Annotated in this window: 15 protein-coding genes; 8 read left to right on the forward strand and 7 right to left on the reverse strand. The window is 69.9% G+C overall.

Features of this window, described 5'->3' with window-relative positions:
• Positions 1–8 precede the first annotated feature (8 nt).
• Positions 9–644 (reverse strand): glutathione S-transferase family protein, encoded by a 636-nt coding sequence (locus tag ACLB90_RS07425; protein WP_136004512.1) that lies wholly within the window; start codon positions 642–644, stop codon positions 9–11.
• Positions 645–800: 156 nt separating this feature from the next.
• Between ACLB90_RS07425 and ACLB90_RS07430 the strand changes: the two genes are divergently transcribed.
• Positions 801–1,700: a LysR substrate-binding domain-containing protein gene (locus tag ACLB90_RS07430; protein WP_411852321.1), complete on the forward strand. Its 900-nt coding sequence runs from the start codon at positions 801–803 to the stop codon at positions 1,698–1,700.
• Between the two features lie 128 nt (positions 1,701–1,828).
• Here ACLB90_RS07430 and groL read toward each other — a convergent pair whose 3' ends face one another.
• Both groL and ACLB90_RS07440 read right to left on the reverse strand, forming a co-directional pair.
• A complete protein-coding gene (groL, locus tag ACLB90_RS07435) occupies positions 1,829–3,478 on the reverse strand; it encodes a chaperonin GroEL (protein WP_411852322.1) in 1,650 nt (549 codons plus the stop codon).
• A 53-nt stretch (positions 3,479–3,531) separates the two neighbouring features.
• Positions 3,532–3,819, reverse strand: a complete 288-nt coding sequence (locus ACLB90_RS07440) for a co-chaperone GroES (protein WP_411852323.1) — start codon at positions 3,817–3,819, stop codon at positions 3,532–3,534.
• 270 nt (positions 3,820–4,089) lie between these two features.
• Between ACLB90_RS07440 and ACLB90_RS07445 the strand changes: the two genes are divergently transcribed.
• The 5 genes from ACLB90_RS07445 (at position 4,090) to ACLB90_RS07465 (ending at position 12,174) form a co-directional block, all read left to right on the forward strand.
• Entirely contained in the window at positions 4,090–5,889 is a 1,800-nt protein-coding gene (locus tag ACLB90_RS07445; protein ID WP_411852324.1) for an endonuclease, read from the forward strand.
• A gap of 426 nt (positions 5,890–6,315) precedes the next feature.
• The gene (gene cutA / locus ACLB90_RS07450) at positions 6,316–6,654 is read left to right on the forward strand and encodes a divalent-cation tolerance protein CutA (protein WP_411852325.1); all 339 of its coding nucleotides are present in this window, start codon (positions 6,316–6,318) and stop codon (positions 6,652–6,654) included.
• On the forward strand, positions 6,654–9,011 hold the full coding sequence (locus tag ACLB90_RS07455) for a protein-disulfide reductase DsbD domain-containing protein (protein ID WP_411852326.1): 2,358 nt from the start codon (positions 6,654–6,656) through the stop codon (positions 9,009–9,011). The genes cutA and ACLB90_RS07455 overlap by 1 nt, the downstream gene beginning before the upstream one ends.
• 2 nt (positions 9,012–9,013) lie before the next feature.
• Positions 9,014–9,559, forward strand: a complete 546-nt coding sequence (locus ACLB90_RS07460) for a TlpA disulfide reductase family protein (RefSeq protein WP_411852718.1) — start codon at positions 9,014–9,016, stop codon at positions 9,557–9,559.
• A 113-nt stretch (positions 9,560–9,672) separates the two neighbouring features.
• Positions 9,673–12,174 (forward strand): PepSY domain-containing protein, encoded by a 2,502-nt coding sequence (locus tag ACLB90_RS07465; RefSeq protein WP_411852327.1) that lies wholly within the window; start codon positions 9,673–9,675, stop codon positions 12,172–12,174.
• A 28-nt stretch (positions 12,175–12,202) separates the two neighbouring features.
• Here the strand turns inward: ACLB90_RS07465 and ACLB90_RS07470 are convergent, their stop codons facing one another.
• Positions 12,203–14,836: an excinuclease ABC subunit A gene (locus tag ACLB90_RS07470; RefSeq protein WP_411852328.1), complete on the reverse strand. Its 2,634-nt coding sequence runs from the start codon at positions 14,834–14,836 to the stop codon at positions 12,203–12,205.
• Between the two features lie 70 nt (positions 14,837–14,906).
• The gene (locus tag ACLB90_RS07475) at positions 14,907–17,474 is read right to left on the reverse strand and encodes a methyl-accepting chemotaxis protein (RefSeq protein ID WP_411852329.1); all 2,568 of its coding nucleotides are present in this window, start codon (positions 17,472–17,474) and stop codon (positions 14,907–14,909) included.
• Between the two features lie 238 nt (positions 17,475–17,712).
• Between ACLB90_RS07475 and ACLB90_RS07480 the strand changes: the two genes are divergently transcribed.
• Entirely contained in the window at positions 17,713–18,534 is an 822-nt protein-coding gene (locus tag ACLB90_RS07480; protein WP_411852330.1) for an arylamine N-acetyltransferase family protein, read from the forward strand.
• A 3-nt stretch (positions 18,535–18,537) separates the two neighbouring features.
• On the opposite strand, the gene ACLB90_RS07485 is transcribed toward ACLB90_RS07480, so the two are convergent.
• Positions 18,538–18,951 carry a hypothetical protein gene (locus ACLB90_RS07485; protein WP_411852331.1) on the reverse strand — a complete coding sequence of 138 codons (414 nt, stop codon included), beginning with the start codon at positions 18,949–18,951 and terminating at the stop codon, positions 18,538–18,540.
• Positions 18,952–18,985: 34 nt separating this feature from the next.
• Positions 18,986–19,672, reverse strand: a complete 687-nt coding sequence (locus ACLB90_RS07490; RefSeq protein WP_411852332.1) for a cysteine hydrolase family protein — start codon at positions 19,670–19,672, stop codon at positions 18,986–18,988.
• A gap of 119 nt (positions 19,673–19,791) precedes the next feature.
• On the opposite strand from ACLB90_RS07490, the gene ACLB90_RS07495 reads away from it, so the two are divergent.
• Complete coding sequence (locus tag ACLB90_RS07495) at positions 19,792–20,769, forward strand: GlxA family transcriptional regulator (protein WP_411852333.1); 978 nt, start codon at positions 19,792–19,794, stop codon at positions 20,767–20,769.
• The last annotated feature ends 54 nt before the right edge of the window (positions 20,770–20,823 follow it).

The raw sequence follows: 20,823 nt of genomic DNA on the forward strand, positions 1-20,823 counted from the left end.
CTCCTGGATCAAGGGCCGGTTGCCGGTTCGGGACGCTGTACGCCACGCTGCACCGCCGGCCGCTGCGACATGCGGTCATGCCACGCGCTCAGGTGCGGGTAGGCACTGAAATCCATGTCGATGATCCGCGCGATGTGGGTCCAGCCGTAGCCGGCGATATCGGCGATGGAGTACGTCTCGCCGGCCAGCCAGACATTGCCCGCAAGGCGTTGATCCAGCGTCGCGAAGAAGGCCGCGCTCAGGTTGCGGTAGCGCGCGATGGCAGCGGCGTTGGGCTGCGCGTCGAACATCTCGAAGTGCACGCGCTGGCCAAGGATCGGCCCGACGCTGGCGGACTGGAACATCAGCCAGGTGATGGCCGCCCAGCGCGCGGCGGGCGTGGGCGGCAGCAGGCGTCCGCTCTGCTCGGCCAGGTACAACAGGATGGCGGCGGACTCGAACACGGTGATGCCGGCCGCCTCGTCCACCAGCACGGGGATGCGGCCGTGCGGATGCAGTGCCAGGTAGTCGGGATGGCGATGCTCGCCCTCGGCAATGCGCACGTGGTGCAGCGTGTAGGGAATGCCGAGTTCTTCCAGCGCGATGGTGATCTTGAAGCCGTTGGGCGAACTGTCGGTGTACAGGTGCAGCGAAGCGGGGGACACGGCGGTCTCCTGTGGGGCAATGGACGGGGGCGGCGGCGTGCCGGGAAACGCAGCTGGACTAACCTCCCGCGTTTCAACATGATCGCGATGCTACGCAGCCCAATGCCTGCTGTAGAACGATTTATCCTGCCCACAAAAGAGAGAAAATCTAACGTCATGGGCGCTGTACTTCCGTTGCTGGCGCTGCGCGCCTTCGTCGAAACCGGCCGTCATGGCAGCCTCAAGGCGGCCGCCGCCGTCATGGGCGTCACCCCCGGTGCCATCAGCCAGCAGCTCAAGCTGCTGCAGGCGCGCACCGGCGTGGCGCTGTTCACGCGCACGCGTCAGGGTGTCGCGTTGACCCCGGCCGGCGCGCAGGTACATCCGGCGCTGCTGCGGGCGTTCGATCAGATCCAGGACAGCATGGCCGCGCTGGACGCCATCCATGCGCGGCAGACACTGACCATCAGCACGGTGCCCGGTTTCGCTGCGTCGTGGCTGGTGCCGCGACTGGGGCGCTTCACCGAACGGCATCCCGACATCGAAGTGCGGGTGGAAGCCTCCTCGACTCTGGTGGACCTGCGTCGCGACCGCATCGACATTGCGATCCGTCACGGCCTTGGCGAGTATCCCGGGTTGGTCTCACGCCCCCTGGCGGCGCCGGTGCTGCTGCCGGTGGCGTGCCCGACCCTGCTCGCCGCCGGGCCACCGATCCGCTCGCCAGTGGACTGCCTGCAGTACCCGCTGCTGCAGGACTCGGACCGCAGCGACTGGTCGCTGTGGTTCAGCGCGCTGGGGCTCCCGCCGGACCCACGCATCACGCGCGGGCCGGCCTTCGATGATGACGTGCTGCTGATCCGTGCGGCCGAAGCCGGCCAGGGCATCGCGCTGGTGCGCGACCTGTACGTGGAGGCCGACGTAGCCAGCGGGCGGCTGGCGATCGCGCTGGACCAGCCGTGGCCCACGCGGTTTGCGTACTACGCCGTCACTCTGCCCGGTGCCGATTCAAACCCGGCCATCGCCGCGTTCCTGCACTGGTTGCAGAGCGAGGCAGAGGCGCCGACGAGCGCGCTCTAGGCCTGCCACGCGCCCACAAAAAAACCCCGCCTTGCGGCGGGGTTTTTCCTGTCTCGTGGCGGATACGTGCCGACCGGGGGTCGGCACCTATCGGACCGATGCGGGCCAGCCGGCGGCCGGCCGTTGCATCAGAAGTCCATGCCGCCCATGCCACCCATGCCGCCCATGCCGCCGCCAGCTGCGCCAGCGCCGTCATCCTTCTTCGGGGCTTCGGCAACCATTGCTTCGGTGGTGATCATCAGGCCAGCGATCGAGGCAGCGTTCTGCAGCGCCGAACGGGTCACCTTGGTCGGGTCCAGGATGCCGAATTCCAGCATGTCGCCGAATTCGCCGGTGGCGGCGTTGTAGCCGTAGCTGCCGGTGCCTTCCTTGACCTTGTTGACGATCACGGACGGCTCTTCGCCAGCGTTGGCCACGATTTCGCGCAGCGGGGCTTCCATCGCGCGCAGGGCGATCTGGATGCCGTGGTTCTGGTCTTCGTTGGCACCCTTCAGGCCGGCCAGTGCGGTGACCGCACGGACCAGGGCAACGCCGCCGCCCGGGACCACGCCTTCTTCAACGGCTGCACGGGTAGCGTGCAGGGCGTCGTCGACGCGATCCTTCTTTTCCTTCATTTCGATTTCGGTCGAGGCACCGACCTTGATCACGGCCACGCCGCCGGCCAGCTTGGCCACGCGTTCCTGCAGCTTTTCGCGGTCGTAATCGGACGAGGTGTCTTCGATCTGGGTCTTGATCTGGGTCACGCGCGCATCGATGTTGGCCTTCTCGCCGGCACCGTCGATGATCGTGGTGTTTTCCTTGGAAACCTGCACCTTCTTGGCGCGGCCCAGGTCCTTGATCGTGGCCTTTTCCAGCGACAGGCCGATTTCCTCGGAGATCACGGTACCGCCGGTCAGCACGGCCATGTCTTCCAGCATCGCCTTGCGACGGTCGCCGAAGCCCGGTGCCTTGACGGCCACGACCTTGACGATGCCGCGGATGGTGTTGACCACCAGGGTTGCCAGCGCTTCGCCTTCGATGTCTTCGGCGATGATCAGCAGCGGCTTGCCGGCCTTGGCGACGCCTTCCAGCACGGGCAGCAGGTCGCGCACGTTGGAGATCTTCTTGTCGTGCAGCAGCACGTACGGATCATCCAGGTCGGCCGACTGCGACTGCTGGTTGTTGATGAAGTAAGGCGACAGGTAGCCGCGGTCGAACTGCATGCCTTCGACGACGTCCAGCTCGTTGTCCAGGCCCGAGCCTTCTTCAACGGTGATGACGCCTTCCTTGGTCACGCGGCGCATCGCTTCGGCGATGATGTTGCCGATCGACTCGTCCGAGTTGGCCGAGATCGTACCGACCTGGGCAATGGCCTTGTCGTCGGCGGTCGGCTTGGAGATGTTCTTCAGCTCGGCGACGGCGGCGATCACGGCCTTGTCGATACCGCGCTTGAGGTCCATCGGGTTCATGCCGGCAGCCACGGCCTTGGCGCCTTCGCGGATCAGGGCCTGGGCCAGCACGGTGGCGGTGGTGGTGCCGTCGCCGGCGTCGTCGTTGGTACGCGACGCGACTTCCTTCACCATCTGCGCGCCCATGTTCTCGAACTTGTCAGCCAGTTCGATTTCCTTGGCAACGGACACGCCGTCCTTGGTGATGGTCGGGGCGCCGAAGCTCTTCTCGAGCACGACGTTGCGGCCCTTCGGGCCCAGGGTGGCCTTGACGGCATTGGCGAGCACGTTGACGCCGCGCACCATGCGCGAACGGGCGTCTTCACCGAAACGGATATCTTTGGCAGCCATTAGCTCTTACCTCAAATTGTTTGGTTGGATCAGATGGACCAGGCGCGACGAACTCAGCCGACGATGGCGAGGATGTCGTCTTCGCGCAGGACCTTGAATTCGATGCCTTCGGACTTGTAGCTGCTGCCGGCGTACTGGCCGTAGATGACCTTGTCGCCGACCTTCAGCGACGGCGCGCGGACGCTGCCGTTGTCCAGCGGCTTGCCCGGGCCCACGGCCACGACTTCACCCTTGGTGGACTTTTCCTTGGCGGAATCGGGGATCACGATGCCACCGGCGGAGATTTCGTCGGCTTCGATCGGCTTGACCACAACGCGGTCGTGAAGCGGCTTGATGCTCATGTGAGACCTCTTAAGTTATTGATTGGTCTGGAAAAGTCTGGCGATGTTAGCACTCGCACCCGGCGACTGCCAGCACCGCTCACGAAAAAACCCGACAGTGCGGGACAGGGCAGAGATGGTGCTGCCCCCGGGCCTTTCAAGGGGGGCGATGCGGAAAGTTCGAATCTTGACGCGCGTCGCATAAGCGCGGGCCGAATACGACACATTGATAGATGTGTCATTTGGATTAGTTAGATTCGGGCAGCAATTCCCAATCACAAGGAGCCGTAGATGAGGTTGCTCACCCCGCTGTCCCTGGGCTGCCTGCTGGCGCTCGCCGCCGGCACCGCCCGGGCCGATGTGTTCATCAATGAACTGCATTACGACGACAGTACCCCCGCCGGCGACGTCGGCGAGGCCATCGAAGTCGTTGCCACCGCCGGGGAGAACCTGGCCGACTACCGGCTCTACCTGTACAACGGCAGCACCCCGTCGGCGGCCACCGTCTATGCCAACAACCCGGTGCCGGCCGGCACTGCCGCCGGTTGCGGCAGCGCCACCCTGGCCACCGTCACCTACCCCAGCAACGGCCTGCAGAACGGGCCCAACGACGGGATCGCGCTGGTTGATGGCAGCGGCAAGGTGGTGCAGTTCATCAGCTACGAGGGCACCATCACCGCCTCCGGCGGCCCGGCGGCCGGCCTGACCAGCCAGAACATCCCGGTCAGCGAGACCAACAGCACCGCCCCCGGCACCTCCCTGCAGCTCACCGGCACCGGCAGCCAGTACGCCCACTTCACCTGGGCCGCCTCGGCCGCGCAGACCTTCGGCGCCTGCAACACCGGCCAGACCTTCAGCGGCGGCGGCAGCACCGGCCCCAACACCCCGCCGTCGGTGCGCGCCACCACCCCCGAGCAGGGCGCCAGCACGTTCCCGGCGGCCGCGGACCTCGGCGTGACCTTCAGCGAGGCGGTCACCCTCGCCAACGGTGCCTTCGTGCTCAGCTGCGGCCAGTCGGGCACCGTGCCGCTGAGCCATCCCACCAGCGGCACGCGCTTCGCGATCTCCACCAACACCGCCCTGGTCGCCGGCGAGGTCTGCCGCTTCGACATCCGCGCCACGCGCATCACCGATGCCCAGGGCGCCCGCCCGGCGGCGGATACCCGCATCGCCTTCACCGTCGCCACCACGACCGGCAACCCCGATCCGGGCAACCCGGACCCCGGCACGCCGGGCGCGTACTACGCGCGGGTCAACACCTCCAGCCCGAGCCAGCTGCGCTGCTCGCTGCATGAAACGATCAAGGGCCACACCGCCTACCCGTACAGCGGCTCGGGCACCAGCACCTGGACCATCCTGGAGATCGCCGACGAGGACCCCAACAACAGCGGCAAGATCCTGGACGCCTACCGCAACCGCAGCTACACCAAGGTCAGCGGCCGCGCAGGCACCGGCAGCGGGCTTACCTACAACCGGGAGCACACCTGGCCCAACTCGCTCGGCTTTGCCAGCACCACCGGCGACAAGGGCCTGCCGTACGCGCCCTACACCGACACCCACATGCTGTACCTGACCGATGCGCAGTGGAACGCCGACCGCGGCAACAAGCCGTTCGGCAAGTGCGACAGCAACTGCGGCGAGCGCGCGACCGAGTCCAACAACGGTTTCGGCGGCGGCGGCAGCGGCGGCTATCCGGGCAACTCCAACTGGGTGCGCACACCGGACGGCAATGGCGGCACCTTCGAGGTCTGGGGACACCGCAAGGGCGACATGGCACGGGCGGTGATGTACATGGCGATCCGCTATGAAGGCGGCAAGGACGCCAAGACCGGGCAGTCCGAACCGGACCTGGAGCTGACCGACGACCGCAGCAAGATCGTCAAGACCTCCGCGTCGCCGGCGTACATGGGCCTGCTCTCGACCCTGATCGACTGGCACCTGTCCGACCCGCCGGACGCGGCCGAACGCGCCCGCAACGAGGTGATCTACAGCTTCCAGGGCAACCGCAACCCGTTCATCGACCACCCCGAGTGGGCTACTCCGGCCTTGTTCACCTCGGTCAAGCCGGCGAGCTGCCAGTTGGCGAACTGAGGTCTTCCGGGATTGCCGGCCAGCGGCCGGCACTACCTGTGGGTTCGGGATTGCCGGCCAGCGGCCGGCACTACCTGTGGGTTCGGGATTGCCGGCCAGCGGCCGGCACTACCTGTGGGTTCGGGGGTGCCGGCCAGCGGCCGGCACTACCTGTGGGTTCGGGGGTGCCGGCCAGCGGCCGGCACTACCTGTGGGTTCGGGATTGCCGGCCAGCGGCCGGCACTACCTGTGGGTTCGGGATTGCCGGCCAGCGGCCGGCAGTGCCTGTGGGTTCGGGATTGCCGGCCAGCGGCCGGCACTACCTGTGGGTTCGGGGGTGCCGGCCAGCGGCCGGCATTACCTGTGGGTTCGGGATTGCCGGCCAGCGGCCGGCACTACCTGTGGGTTCGGGGGTGCCGGCCGGCGGCGGCCCTATACTTGGGGGTCATGTCGACCGCCGATCCCGTCTTCCTGCTGTTCACCACCTGCCCCGACGTGGCCTGCGCCACCCGGCTGGCACACGCGTTGGTGGACGAACGCCTGGCCGCCTGCGTGACCCGCCTGGAGGGCGCGCACTCGACCTACCGCTGGCAGGGCCAGGTCAGCGAGGACCTGGAGGTCCAGCTGCTGATCAAGACCACCGGCTCCCGCCTGGACGCGGCCATCGCCCGCGTGCAGGCCCTGCATCCGTATGAACTCCCCGAGTGCATCGCGGTCGAAACCCGCGCCGGCCTGCCGGCGTACCTGGACTGGATTCGGGCGCAGACCCGTGAGGAAAGTGATTGATGACGCTGCTTCGTCGTGTTGCCGCGCTGTGCGCGCTGCTGGTGCTGTCCCTGCCCGCCTGGGCCGTCAGCGAGAAAGACCTGCTTCCGGTGGACGAGGCGTTCGGGCTGACCGCACAGGCGCGCGACCGTGATCGCATCGAGGTGCGCTGGTCCATCGCCCCGGGCTACTACCTCTATCGCCACCGCACCACGGTCAAGCCGGATGCCGGCTTCGCCGCCGACGCGCTGCAGATGCCGGCCGGCAAGAAGCACCACGATGACTTCTTCGGCGAAGTGGAAACCTATCGCGAGCGTCTGGTCGCCGTGCTGCCTGGCAAGGCCGCCGACGGCACCGACACCGTCACCCTGGAAGTGCGTTACCAGGGCTGCGCCGATGCCGGCGTGTGCTACCCGCCGCAGAAGCGCACCCTGCAGGTAAAACTGCCCGGCGCCGGCGCGGCCCGTGCCGACGCGGCACCCGGCCTGCCGGCCGCCACGCCGGGTGCCGCGTTCAACACCCCGCTGTCTGGCGGCCTGCGCCTGCCCGGTACGGGCGCAAGCCAGGCACTGCCGCTGCCGTCGGAGAAGGCGTTCGGCTTCGATGCCATCGTCGGCGACGGCAACACCGTGCTGCTGCGCTTCAGCCCCGCGCCGGGCTATTACCTGTATCGCGACCGCACCTCGTTGAAGCTGGAAGGCGCCAGCGGCATCCGTGCGGACAAACCGCAGTGGCCGGCCGCACGCTCGCACCGCGACGAGCATTTCGGCGACGTGGCGGTGTATTTCGACCAGATCGACGTGCCCCTGCCGCTGCGCCGCAGCCGTGCCGAGGCCGCCGACGCCACCCTGGTCATCACCTTCCAGGGCTGCCAGACCGACGGCATCTGCTACCCGCCGATGACACGGCGGGTGAACCTGTCGCTGCCGGCCGGCAAGATCAATGGCGCCAGCGGCGACGCCGGCGTCAAGCAGGACGTGATCGCGCCGCTGCCCAGCCGCGACAAGCGTGCGCAGGCGCGCGACCGCGCCGACAACGGCATCGCCACCCAGCCGATGCTGATCCGCCCCAACGAGCCTGCGCTGCCGCAGGCCGAGCGCGACGCGTCGCCCGATGCCAGCGCCGACAACGCGCTGCGCACGCCGCCGCCGACCAACGACGCCACGCCGAACAGCCTGGTCGTGGCACTGCTGCTGTCGCTGCTGGGCGGCCTGATCCTCAACCTGATGCCGTGCGTGCTGCCGATCCTCTCGCTGAAGGTGCTGGGCGTGGCGCAGAGCGGGGAAAGCCGCCAGCGCGCGCGCAGCCATGCGCTCTGGTACACCGCCGGCGTGCTGGTTGCGTTCGCCGCCATCGGCGGGCTGGTGCTGGCCCTGCGCGCGGCCGGCCAGGCCGCAGGCTGGGGCTTCCAGCTGCAGCACCCGTGGTTCATCGCCGCGCTGGTGTACCTGATGTTCGCCGTTGGCCTGAGCCTGTCCGGGGTGTTCACCCTGGGCAGCAGCCTGGGCGGGATCGGCCAGTCGCTGGCCTCGCGCAGTGGCCCGGTCGGCGATTTCTTCACCGGCGTGCTGGCCTGCGTGGTCGCCAGCCCCTGCGTGGCGCCGTTCATGGGCCCGGCGCTGGGCTTTGCCTTCACCGCGCCGGCACCGCAGGCGATGCTGGTGTTCCTGGCGCTGGGCCTGGGCCTGGCGCTGCCGTTCCTGCTGATCGGCTTCGTGCCGTCGCTGGCGCGTCGCCTGCCACGCCCGGGGGCGTGGATGGAAACGCTCAAGCACGTGCTGGCCTTCCCGATGTACGGCACCGCGATCTGGCTGCTGTGGGTGCTGGGCCAGCAGCGCGGCGTGGATGCGATGACCCTGGTGCTGGGCGGCCTGGTGGTGCTGGCGCTGGCCCTGTGGTGGTTCGAGCGCAGCCGCTGGCGCAGCCAGCGCGTGGCCGGCCTGCTGGCCACGCTGCTGATCCTTGCCGCGCTGTACCCGGTGTGGGGCGTCACCCGCCTCGCGGCGCCGGCCAAGGCCGCGCAGGTGGCCAGCGACAACGTGGTGGCCTACTCCCCGCAGATGCTCGACCGCCTGCGCCAGGACAACCGCGTGGTGTTCGTCAACATCACCGCCGACTGGTGTGTCACCTGCAAGGCCAATGAGCGCACGGTGCTGGCCACCCATGCGTTCGAGGACACCCTGCGCCGCACCAACGCGGTGTACATGCGTGGCGACTACACCAACGTGGACGAGCAGCTCACCGCCTTCCTCAACGAGCACAAGGCGGTGGGCGTGCCGTTGTATGTGGTGTACGGGCCCGGCGCGCCGCCCACGGTGCTGCCGACCGTGCTGACCCAGGCCATCGTCGAAGAAGCCCTGCTGCGCACCGCGCGATGAGCATGCGGCTGCCACGCCGGTACCTGGTGGTGGCGGCCGTTGCGGCGGCCGCCGGCATCGGCGCCGGCACCTGGCTGCACGGCACGCCGCCGGACGCCGCCCCCACCGCGCCGCCCCCGGTTGCGGTGGCCGGCCCCGGCGATCACCTGCCGGCGATCATCCTGCCCGACCTGGACGGCCGCCCGGTGGACCTGTCGGGCTTTGCCGGGCGACCGCTGCTGATCAACGTGTGGGCCAGCTGGTGCGGTCCGTGCGTGGAGGAAATGCCGGCGCTGGCCGCCTTCGCCGCCGCCCAGCCGGCCGATGGCGTGCAGGTACTCGGGCTGGCGCTGGATACCGCCGAGGGCGTGCGCGCGTTCCTGGCGCAGGTGCCGGTGGACTACCCGATGGTGCTCGATACCCCCGGCCCGGCCGACGCCAGCGTGCGCCTGGGCAATGACAAGGGGCTGCTGCCCTATACCGTGCTGGTCGATGCGCAGGGGCGCATCGTCAAGCAGAAGCTGGGGCCGTTCGGTCCCGGCGAGATCGAGGTCTGGGCGCGGCACTGAACGGCTGCACCCGCGTGTATTGACCCTCCGGGTACCGCGCCCAACAATGACGCGATCCATTCTCATCTGCTTCCGGGCGGTTCTGCCCGTTGCCGCCCATCGGAACCACCCGCATGTTCAAGTCCCTTCTGTTCCAGCTGCATTGGCTGCTGGGCATCACTGCCGGCACCGTGCTGGCGGTCATGGGCCTGAGCGGGGCCACGCTGGCGTTCGAAGACGAGATCATGCGCGCGGCCAACCCGGCCTTTGCGCACGTCGCCCGGCAGCATGACGCCGGCGCGCAGCCGCTGGCGCTGGCCGAGCTGGTGCCGATGCTGCAGCAGGGACAGCCGCGCGCGATGCAGCGCCTGCGCGTGGATGCCACCGGCAAGCGCCTGTCGGTGGCGCGCTTCGAGGGCGGCCAGGAACACTGGCGCTACTTCGACCCCTATACGGGCGCCTCGCTGGACGACCTGCACGGCCTGCGCTTCTTCGCCTTCGTCGAAGACCTGCACCGCCATCTCGTCAGCGGCGAGCGCGGCGGCCTGGTCACCGGCAGCTGCGCCATCGCGCTGGTGTTCTTCTGCCTGTCCGGCCTGTACCTGCGCTGGCCCCGCCGATGGTGGCACTGGCGCACCTGGCTGGCGGTGGAATGGGCGCGCAGCGGGCGCAGCTTCCTGTGGAGCCTGCATTCGGTAGCAGGTACGTGGGTCATGCTGGTATACCTGATGATCGCGCTGACCGGGCTGTGGTGGTCATTCGACTGGTACCGCAGCGGCGTCACCCGGCTGCTGGGCGGCGCCGATGCCGGGCAGAGCGTGGCCCCGGTTGGGCAGGGTGCGCTGGATCTGCACAAGGTCCAGGCCACGCTGTATGCGTTGGACGGCGTACGCGGCGGCTACATCGACCTGCGCTTCCCGGCCAGGCCGGGCAAGCCGCTCACCGCACGCGTGCAGGGCGACCACGCCGCGCACGACCGCGCGCAGGACCTCCTGGAGATCGACCCCGTCACCGGCGCGCGGCTCGCCTATGCGCCGTATGCGGCCAAGGATGCCGGCGGCAAGGCGATGGTCAGCGTGTTCGCGCTGCACTCGGGCAGTTTCTTCGGGCTGCCCGGGCGCATCGTGGTGATGCTGTCCAGCCTGTGCATGCTGGTGTTCTTCATCACCGGCTGGATGCTGTACCTGGACCGCCGCCGGAAGAAGCGCGAGGTACGCGCCTCGCGGCGGCCGGTGGCTGCCGCACCGGGCGCTGGCGATGCATGGCTGGTGGCGTTCGCCAGCCAGAGCGGATTCGCCGAGCAACTGGCCTGGCGCGCCGCCGCACAGCTGCAGGCGGCGGGGCTGGCCGTGCAGGTGCGTCCGTTCGGGCAGCTCGATGACGCGCTCCTGCAGCAGGCACGCAAGGCGCTGTTCGTCATCAGTACGTTCGGCGATGGCGAGGCACCGGATGCCGCGCGTGCCGCCGAACGCCGCCTGTTGACGCGTTCGCTGCCACTGGCGGGCCTGGACTACGCACTGTTGGGCCTGGGCGATCGCGGGTACACGCGCTTCTGCGGCTTCTCGCGCAACGTCGACGCCTGGCTGCAGGCACAGGGCGCGCAGCGCCTGTTCACCACGGTGGAGGTGGACCGCGAGGACGCACAGGCGCTTGCCCGCTGGCAGCAGCAGCTCGCCGCGATCAGCGGCATCGACGATCACGCGCCGCTGCCGCTGCAGCCCGCGCTGCACGCATGGACGCTGCACGCACGCACCCTGCTCAACCCCGGCAGCGCGGCAGGGGCGATCTGGCAGGTGGCCCTGCTCCCCCCGGCACACACGCACTGGCAGGCCGGCGACATCCTCGAGGTGGCGCCGCGCCATGACGCCGCGCATGTCCGCGCGGTACTGGCCAGGCACGGACTGGACCCGGCGCAGCCGATCGCGCTGGACGGCAGCACTGTCACGCTGGCCGAAGCTGCGGCAGGGCGCGCGCTGCCCGATACCGCCACGCCGGTGGCCGACGCCATCGCCTGGGTGAGCGCGCTGCCGCTGCTGCCGCATCGCGAGTACTCCATCGCCTCGGTGCCGGGCGACGACCACCTGCACCTGGTGATCCGGTTGACGTCGCTGCCCGATGGCCAGCATGGGCTGGGCTCGGGCTGGCTGTGCGTGCATGCGGACACCGGTGGCACCGTGCACGCGCGCGTGCGCCGCAACGCCGGCTTCCACCGCCATCCCGAACATGCGCCGATGCTGCTGATCGGCAACGGCACCGGCATCGCCGGGCTGCGCAGCCTGCTGCGCGAAGCCGCCGTGCAGGGCGACCGCGGCCACTGGCTGGTATTCGGCGAGCGGACCCGCGCCCGCGACCATCTCTATCGCGACGAGATCACCGCGTGGCAGCGCGAGGGGCACCTGGCCCGCGTCGACCTGGCGTTCTCGCGCGATGCCGACGGCGGCGGCTACGTGCAGCACCGCCTGCGCGACGCGGCCGCGGCCGTGCAGGCCTGGGTGGCGATGGGCGGCAGCGTGTACGTGTGCGGCTCGCTGCACGGCATGGCCGAGGGCGTGGATGCGGTCCTTCGCGAGGTACTCGGCGAGGACGCGGTGGACCGCCTGCTCGACGAGGGCCGTTACCGCCGCGACGTGTACTGAGTCGCGGCGGCAGGCCGGTACACCCGGATCACTGGAACCAGTGGCGCAGGTAACGCGCGGTTGCGCCGTGGCGGGCGCGACTCACCTGCGCGGGCGTGCCTTCGGCCACGATCGTACCGCCCGCCTCGCCCGCACCGGGACCGATATCGATCACCCAGTCGGCATCGGCGACCACGCGCAGATCGTGCTCGACCACCACCACGCTGTTGCCCGCATCCACCAGCCCATGCAGCTGCGCCATCAGCTTGTCCACGTCGGCCGGATGCAGGCCGGTGGTCGGCTCGTCGAGCACATACAGCGTGCTGCCACGCTGGCTGCGCTGCAGCTCGGTGGCCAGCTTGATGCGCTGCGCCTCGCCACCGGACAGCTCGGTGGCCGGCTGGCCCAGCCGCAGGTAGCCCAGCCCGATGTCGCGCAGCAGCTGCAGCGGGCGCTGCACCGCCGGCTCATCGACGAAGAACGTGAGCGCCTCCGCCACCGTCATCGCCAGTACCTGGGCGATGTTGCGGCCGTTCCACTGCACTTCCAGCGTGCGCGCGTTGTAGCGCTGACCGTGGCAGGTCGGGCACGGCGCATACACGCTGGGCATGAACAGCAGTTCCACGTGCACGAATCCCTCGCCCTCGCAGGTGTCGCAGCGCCCCTGCGCAACATTGAACGAGAAGCGCCCGGCACCGTAGCGACGCGCCTTCGCGGTGCGGGTCGCCGCAAACAGGCGGCGCACGTGGTCGAACAGACCGGTGTAGGTGGCCAGGTTGGAGCGTGGGGTGCGCCCGATCGGCTTCTGGTCGACATTGACCAGCCGGGTGATCGCATCCACATCGCCCTGCAGCCTCCCGCGCGTGCGCACCATCGTGTTCGGCTGGGGCAGGTCGCTGTCGCTCTCTTCCACTGCCGGCTCATGGCCGAGATGCTCGCCGACCAGTTCCACCAGCGCCTGGCTGACCAGGCTGGATTTGCCGGAGCCGGACACGCCGGTCACCGCCGTGAACGCGCCCAGCGGAACGCGCGCATCCAGCCCGTGCAGGTTGTTGCGATGCAGCCCGCGCAGCGCCAGCCAACCCGACGGCTGGCGCGGCGTGCGACGCGGCGTGGCGCGATCCTCGAACAGATACGGCGCGGTCACCGACGCGGCGACCCTGCGCAGTCCGTCCGGCGGGCCGCTGTACAGCACCTGCCCACCCTGCTCACCGGCGCCGGGGCCGACATCGACCAGCCAGTCCGCGCGGCGCAGCATCTCCAGGTCATGTTCGACCACGAACAGGGTGTTGCCGGCGGCCTTGAGCTGGTCCAGCGCGCGGTGCAAGGCTTCGCCGTCGGCCGGATGCAGGCCGGCGGTAGGCTCGTCGAGCACATAGACCACACCGAACAGGCTGGAGCGGATCTGCGTGGCCAGGCGCAGCCGCTGCAGTTCGCCCGGCGACAGCGTGGGCGTGGTCCGGTCCATCGACAGATAGCCCAGGCCAAGGTCTTCCAGCGTGCCGATGCGATCGACCAGATCGCGTGCGATGCGCTGGGCGGCGATGCGCTTTTCTTCGGACAGGTCCGGGGTACGGCGCACGTCGCTGCCCCCGGCGTGCGCGTTTCCGCCGGCGGCCACGCGCTCGGCCGTGGCCTTGCGGCCTGCCGCGCGACTGCGGGGGGCGCGTGCCACCGGCGGGTCGAACCGGCCTTCGGCAGCCGGGCGCAGCACCTCGGCCATCGCCGCGAGTGACAGCTGCGACAGCGCGCCGATGTCCAGGCCGGCGAAGGTCACCGACAGCGCTTCGCGCTTGAGGCGCTTGCCCCCGCACACCGGGCAGGCCGCGCCGATCATGTAGCGCGCCACGCGCTTCTTCATCATCGCGCTCTGCGTGGTGGCGAACGTATGCAGCACGTAGCGCCGTGCACCGGTGAAGGTGCCCATGTAGCTGGGCTCCTCCTTGCGGCGCAGGGCGGCGCGGGTTTCGGCCGGGGTGAAGCCGGCATAGACCGGCGCCACCGGCTGTTCGTCGGTGAACAGGATCCAGTCGCGCTGCTTCTTCGGCAGTTCACGCCACGGGATGTCCACGTCGTAGCCGAGCGTGACCAGGATGTCGCGCTGGTTCTGCCCGTGCCAGGCCGGCGGCCACGCCGCGATCGCGCGTTCGCGGATGCTCAGCGACGGGTCGGGCACCATCGACTGCTCGGTCACCTCGTACACATACCCCAGCCCGTGGCAGTTCGGGCAGGCGCCCTGCGGGGTGTTCGGCGAGAAGTCCTCGGCATACAGCATCGGCTGCGCGGGCGAATAGGTGCCGGCGCGCGAGTACAGCATGCGCAGCAGGCTGGACAGCGTGGTCACACTGCCCACGCTGGAACGCACGCTGGCGGTGCCACGCTGCTGCTGCAGCGCCACCGCGGGCGGCAGGCCGTCGATCGCATCGACATCCGGCACGCCAACCTGGTCGATCAGCCGCCGCGCGTACGGCGACAACGATTCCAGGTAGCGCCGCTGCGCCTCGGCATACAGCGTGCCGAAGGCCAGCGAGGACTTGCCAGAACCGGAGATGCCCGAGAACACCACCAGCGCGTCGCGCGGGATGTCCACGTCGACGTCCTTGAGATTGTGTTCGCGCGCGCCACGCACGCGCACGAACGCGCCGGGCTGCGCCGGCGGTGCCGGCTTCTTTCGTGTGCTCATGCCTGCAGGATAGAGACCGCCCCCGCACGCGGCCAGTGAAGGCGCGTGCGGCGGCGGCCCTGCCGGGGCCTCAGGCGCGCGCCAGGCGCGCGCTGCGCGGGGCCGGCGGCGGCTCCACCGCGAACGCGGCCACCGCCTCGGACAGGTGCCCGGCCTGCCGTTGCAACGCGTGCGCCGATGCGGAGGCTTCCTCCACCATCGCCGCGTTCTGCTGGGTGCTGCCATCCATCTGCAGCAGGGTCTTGCCGACCAGCTCGATACCCGCGCTCTGCTGCTGCGACGCGGCCGAGATGCCGGCCATGATCGCCGTCACCTGCTGCACGCTGCCGACGATCTGCTGCATGGTGGCGCCGGCCTGGTCCACCTGGCGCGTGCCGGCGGCAACGGTGTCCACCGACGCCTCGATCAGCCCCTTGATCTGGCGCGCGGCATCGGCACTGCGCTGGGCCAGCAACCGCACCTCGCTGGCGACCACGGCAAAGCTGCGTCCCTGCTCGCCGGCGCGTGCGGCCTCCACGGCGGCGTTCAGCGCCAGGATATTGGTCTGGAAAGCGATGCCGTCGATCACACTGGTGATGTCGGCGATGCGGTGCGAGGCCTGGGCGATGTCGCGCATGCTGGCTACCACCTGCCCCACCGAATCGCCGCCGCGCACGGCGATGTCGGCCGCCTCGATCGCCAGGCGGTTGGCCTGCTGGGCGGACTCGGCATTCTGGCGCACCGTGGCGGTGAGTTCCTCCATCGACGATGCGGTCTCCTCCAGGTGCGCGGCCTGGCGCTCGGTGCGGCCGGCCAGGTCGTGGTTGCCGCTGACGATCTCGCCGGCGGCGCCATTGATCGCCACCGACGCCTGCTGGATACGCGCGACGATGTCGGTGAGCTGCTGCACGGTGGCGTTGGCATCGTCGCGCATGCGGGCGAATACGCCCTGGAAGTCGCCGCGCATGCGCACGCGCAGGTCGCCCTGGGCCAGCGCCGACAGCAGCGCCTGCAGACCGGAGAGATTGCCCTGGAAAGTATCCAGCAGACGGTTGATGCTCACCGCCAGGGTCAGCACGAAGCCCTGCTTGTCGCCCACGTCGATACGGCCATGCAGGTCGCCCTGCGCGGCGGCATCGACCAGTGCGGCCACTTCGGTTTCCACCGTGGTTTCCAGCGCGCGGCTGCGCCATTCCACCGCAGCGCCCAGCAGCTGGCCGTGATCGGTGATCGGGTTGACCACCAGCTGGTATCGCGTGCCGGCATGCACGATCTCGCGGTGGGTGCTGTCGGTGCCCTGCAGCGTCTGCACGACGCTGGCGAACACCGGGTGCAGCGCCTGCGCGGGACGTCCGCGCCAGGCCTGCTCATCGGTGCCCAGTTCCGCCTGCAACGCGCGGTTGAGCAGGCTCACCCGGCCGTGCGGGTCCAGCACCATCAGGCCGGTCTGGGCGCTGTCCAGCGCCTGCCGCGCCCGCGCGTTGTCGCGCGCGGCGGCGCGCTCGGCCTCGATGCGCTCGCGAAGCCGTTGCTGCATGTGTATCAGGCGCTGCGCGAGCTGGCCGATCTCGTCGTGCGGGTTGTGCACGGCCAGGACCGTGTCCAGCCGATCCTCGGCGATGTCCTCAGCAAAGCGCAGCGTATCGGCGATGGGGCGGCGTACCGCGCGCAGCACCAGCAGCAGCGTGGCGATCAGTACCAGCGCCACCAGTCCCAATGTCAGCGCGAACACCACGGTCATCGCGCGGGCCTGCGCCTGCTGCCGATGGCGGGCGGCATCCAGCGCCGCACCCTGCGCCTGCTCCAACTGGTGCAGGGCCGGGGCGATCTGCGCGGCGGTGTCGGCCAGCGACTGCGCCTCCACGTCCAGGCCCACCCGCGCGGCGGTGTAGGCCAGCAGCGCGCCCTGGTAGGCATCCATGCGTGTGCGCAGGTCGTCCTGCACGGCGCCGGGCAGGCCCGAACCAGGCAGCGCCAGCTCGAACGGCAGGCGCGCCTCGCTGGCGCGGTCGGTATGGGCGGCATCGCCGCTGAGCAGCAGCAGTGCTTCTTCGCGGCGCATGCCCTGCCACTGTGCCTGCAGCAGCGGCGGTGCCGTGGCATCCAGCACGGTGGCCAGTGCTTCGGCCGCGGCATCCAGCTGCGCGCGCAGCCCCGCCTCGCCACGGCCCATTTCATCGGCACGGGCATTGAGGGCGGCGATGCCCTCGGCGAATTCACCGGCGCGTGCGGCCACTGCGCGCAGTGCCGTGGCGGTGCCCGGGTCGTGCGGGTCGCGCTGCAACTGCGCCAACGTTGCCTGGAGACGCTGCTGGGCCTGCAGCAGCGCCGTGCGGTCGGCGTCGTCGAAGGTGATCGCATAGCGGGTCTGCAGCCGCCGCGCATCGGCTACCTGCGCCGCCAGCGCGGCGGCCAGCGCAGCATCCTGCTGGTGCGCGGCGAACGTGGCCGTGGCGCGCCCGCTGCTGTAGCGGGTGCCAGCGTAGACCAGGGCCACCACCAGCAGTCCGATGCCGCAGACCACCAGGCTGGCCTTCAGTTTGCGTGCGACACTGAGCCGCTGCAGCAGCCCACGGGCACGGCGGATGAGAGAGCGGGGCGATGCGCGTCCGCCGGGGCGGGCGAACGAGGGGAACAGGCGGCGGGGAACGGCCGACATCACGTACTCCAGGCGGAATGACGCATCTGTATCGGCCGAATTTGCCATGCCTTTAGCACTTTTTTCGCCTCGACCCGCCAGCGGTCGCGACTGCGCCCGTTGTACCCGGCGCAGGCGACGGCACGATGACGGCGCGCCGGCGCGACGCAGCGTTCCAGGCGCGCCACTCCGCCCGGCTTGACCTCAACCACGGTTGAGCCGCCACAGTGGCGGCATCTTCTCCAGTGGTGTCCCGCCCATGACCCCGCACGACCTGCACGCCTACCTGCAGCGACTCGGCGAGAACACGCCGCCCCCGCCTACATTGGCCACGCTGGCCCGCCTGCAGCAGCGCCACAACGCCACGTTTCCGTTCGAGACGCTCACCACCCTGCTGCGCGACGCGGTCGCCATCGATCTGCCCAGCGTGGCGCACAAGGTGCTGGGCGAAGGGCGCGGCGGGTACTGCTATGAGCTCAACGGGCTGTTCCTGGCGCTGCTGCAGCACCTCGGCTTCGAGGCCCGCGCCCTTGCCGCGCGGGTGGTGATGGATGCCAGCGACACCAGCCCCACCGCGCGCACCCACATGCTGGTGCTGGTGGTCATCGACGGCGTGTCGTACAGCGTGGATGTCGGTTTCGGTGGCAACACGCCGACCGGGCCGCTGCGGCTGGACCAGCGCTTCCCGCAGGCAACGCCCCACGAGCGCTACCGGCTGGACCGGCACGCGGACACGTATCTACTGCAGGTGGAAGTGGGTGGCGAGTGGCGGCCGCTGTACCGCTTCGACCTGCAGGTGCAGGAGGCGGTGGATCACGTTGTCGGCAACTGGTATGTCTGCACCCATCCGGCCTCGTCCTTCCCCGGCCAGCTGCGGGCGGCACTGGCCGGGTCCGGCTGGCGGCGCACGATCGGCGCCGCCAGCTATGCGGTACACCGCATCGGGCAGCCGAGCGAGCGGCGCGCACTGGTCGATGTGGACGATGTACTGCAGGTGCTGCGCGAAGACTTCGGCATCACCCCGCCCCCGCACCCGCGCCTGCGCGAGGCGATTGCCGCGTGGCTGCGCGGCGCGGCCTGACGGTCAGGCCTGGGTATCCACCTGGCTGCCGGTAGCCGGTTTCTGCTCGGCATCCAGCAGCTTCTGCATGGACTGGTAGGCCTGCGCGATGGCGCCCTGCAGCGTCATGATGCTGTGCTGCAGGCCGCGTGCCTGGCTCTGCCGGGCATCATCGGCGATGCCAGGCTCGGCCATCAGGTCGCGCAGTTGCTGCTGCTGTTCGGCGATCTGCTTCTTGATCTGCGCGATGCGCTTTTTCAGCGTTGCCATCGCGATCGAATCGGACGGCTCCTCGGCCTGCTGTTCGGCCTGCCGGGTGGCAGAGGCCTGCTGCAGCTGCGACCACGGCGTTGCCGACGTGGCCGCGGCGGGTGCGGCGGAGGAAGAAGAAGACGTCGAACGCGTGATGGACGGAATCATGTTCACGCTATCGGCCATCGTCGCCGTTGCTTGAGCGGCGGCACGGCGGACGTCAGTGATGTACCGGCAGCGCCAGCACGGCGGCGGTGGGCATGACGCTGCCGAACGCATCGGCGATTTCGGTCAGCGCGGCGCGGTGCAGTGCGTCGGCACTCACCACCCCGTTGCCGTCATACGCCTGCACGCTGCGGGTGGCCACCGCGTCGGACGGCACGATCACCTCATAGCCCAGGGGCACCGCATCGCGCGCGGTGGTGGCCACACACGCGTGGGTCATCAGACCCGCGATGACCAGCGTACGGATGCCCTTGGCCTTCAACTGGGCATCCAGGTCGGTGCTGGCGAAGGAACTCACCGTGGTCTTCCTGACCAGTGCGTGGTGGGCGGCCGGCTGCATGCCCGGCACCAGCTGTACACCGTCGCTGCCGTCGGCGAACACGGGTGCGGCAGCCGGATTGACATGCTGTACGTGGAACACCGCGATGCCGTTGGCATCGGCCATGCGCACCAGGCGCTGGCTGTTGGCCAGTGCGGCGTCGCCATCGGGGATCTTCAGCCGGCCGGTGTAGTACTCGTTCTGGAAATCGATCACCAGCAGCGCGGTGGTGCCCGCCTGCAGCTGCTGCGGCGCGGTGGCGCCGCCCAGGGTGCGCAGCGTGGGTGCGTCCGTGGCAGCCGCAGTGCCGGCGGCAGCGGCCAGACTCATGCCGGCGACGAGGGGAAGAATCAGGCCTTTCATGCGGGGAACTCCTGTGCAGGGAAGCGGGTATGGCGGCGGTGCGCCGACGGCCGCCATTGTTCCGGCCCCCTGCACTGGCCAACAGTGGCCCGGATGCCAATCACTGCTAGGATCGGGCCATGTCGACCACCCCCACTCCGCACCACGTCGCCGTGGTGGCCTACCAGCAGATCAGCCCCTTCCACCTGGCCGTGCCGTGCATGGTGTTCGGCGAGGACCTGCTGCGCCTGGGCGCGCCCCGCTACCGGCTGAGTGTGTGCGCCGCGGAGCCCGGGCCGCTGCAGACCCCCGCCGGCTTCAGCATCGATGTGGCGCAGGGGCTGGACGCACTGGCCGGCGCCGACACCATCGTGATCCCGGCCTGGCGCGACCCGGCCGAAGCGGCGCCACCGGCGCTGCTGGAGGCCCTGCGCGCCGCCCACGCGCGCGGCGCGCGGCTGGTCGGGCTCTGCCTGGGCGCGGTAGTGCTGGCCCAGGCCGGCCTGCTCGACGGGCGCCGCGCCTCCACCCACTGGGTATTCATGGACGACGTGGCCGCACTGCACCCGCAGGTGCAGCTGCAGCGCGATGTGCTGTACGTGCAGGACGGCAACGTGCTGACCTCGGCCGGAACCGCCGCGGCGATCGACTGCTGCCTGCACCTGCTGCGTCAGGACCACGGGGCCGAGATCGCCAGCCGCGTCGCACGGCGCATGGTGGTCGCACCGCATCGCCAGGGCGGCCAGTCCCAGTACATCGAACACCCGTTGCCGGCCAGCGTTGGCGACGACCGCCTGGCCGGGGTGCTGGAATGGGCGCTGTTCCATCTGGCCGAGCCGATCGGCATCGACACGCTGGCCACGCGCGCCAGCATGAGCCGGCGCACGTTCACCCGGCACTTCCGCAGCCTCACCGGCACCACCCTCAACCAGTGGCTGCTCGACCAGCGGCTGGCCCGCGCCCAGCGCCTGCTGGAAACCAGCGACACCGCACTGGAGCGCGTCGCCGGGCAGGCCGGCTTCGGTTCCACTGCATCGCTGCGCAGCCACTTCAGCGCCGCCTACGGGGTTTCGCCGGGCGCCTACCGGCGCACGTTCCAGGGTGCGCGGACAGACTGAGCACCGCGCACCGGCGCTGCAGGCCGCGCCGCAGCAAGAACGGCGAAACGCGCG

The sequence above is a fragment of the Stenotrophomonas sp. LGBM10 genome, from assembly GCF_046736075.1.
Taxonomy (GTDB): domain Bacteria; phylum Pseudomonadota; class Gammaproteobacteria; order Xanthomonadales; family Xanthomonadaceae; genus Stenotrophomonas.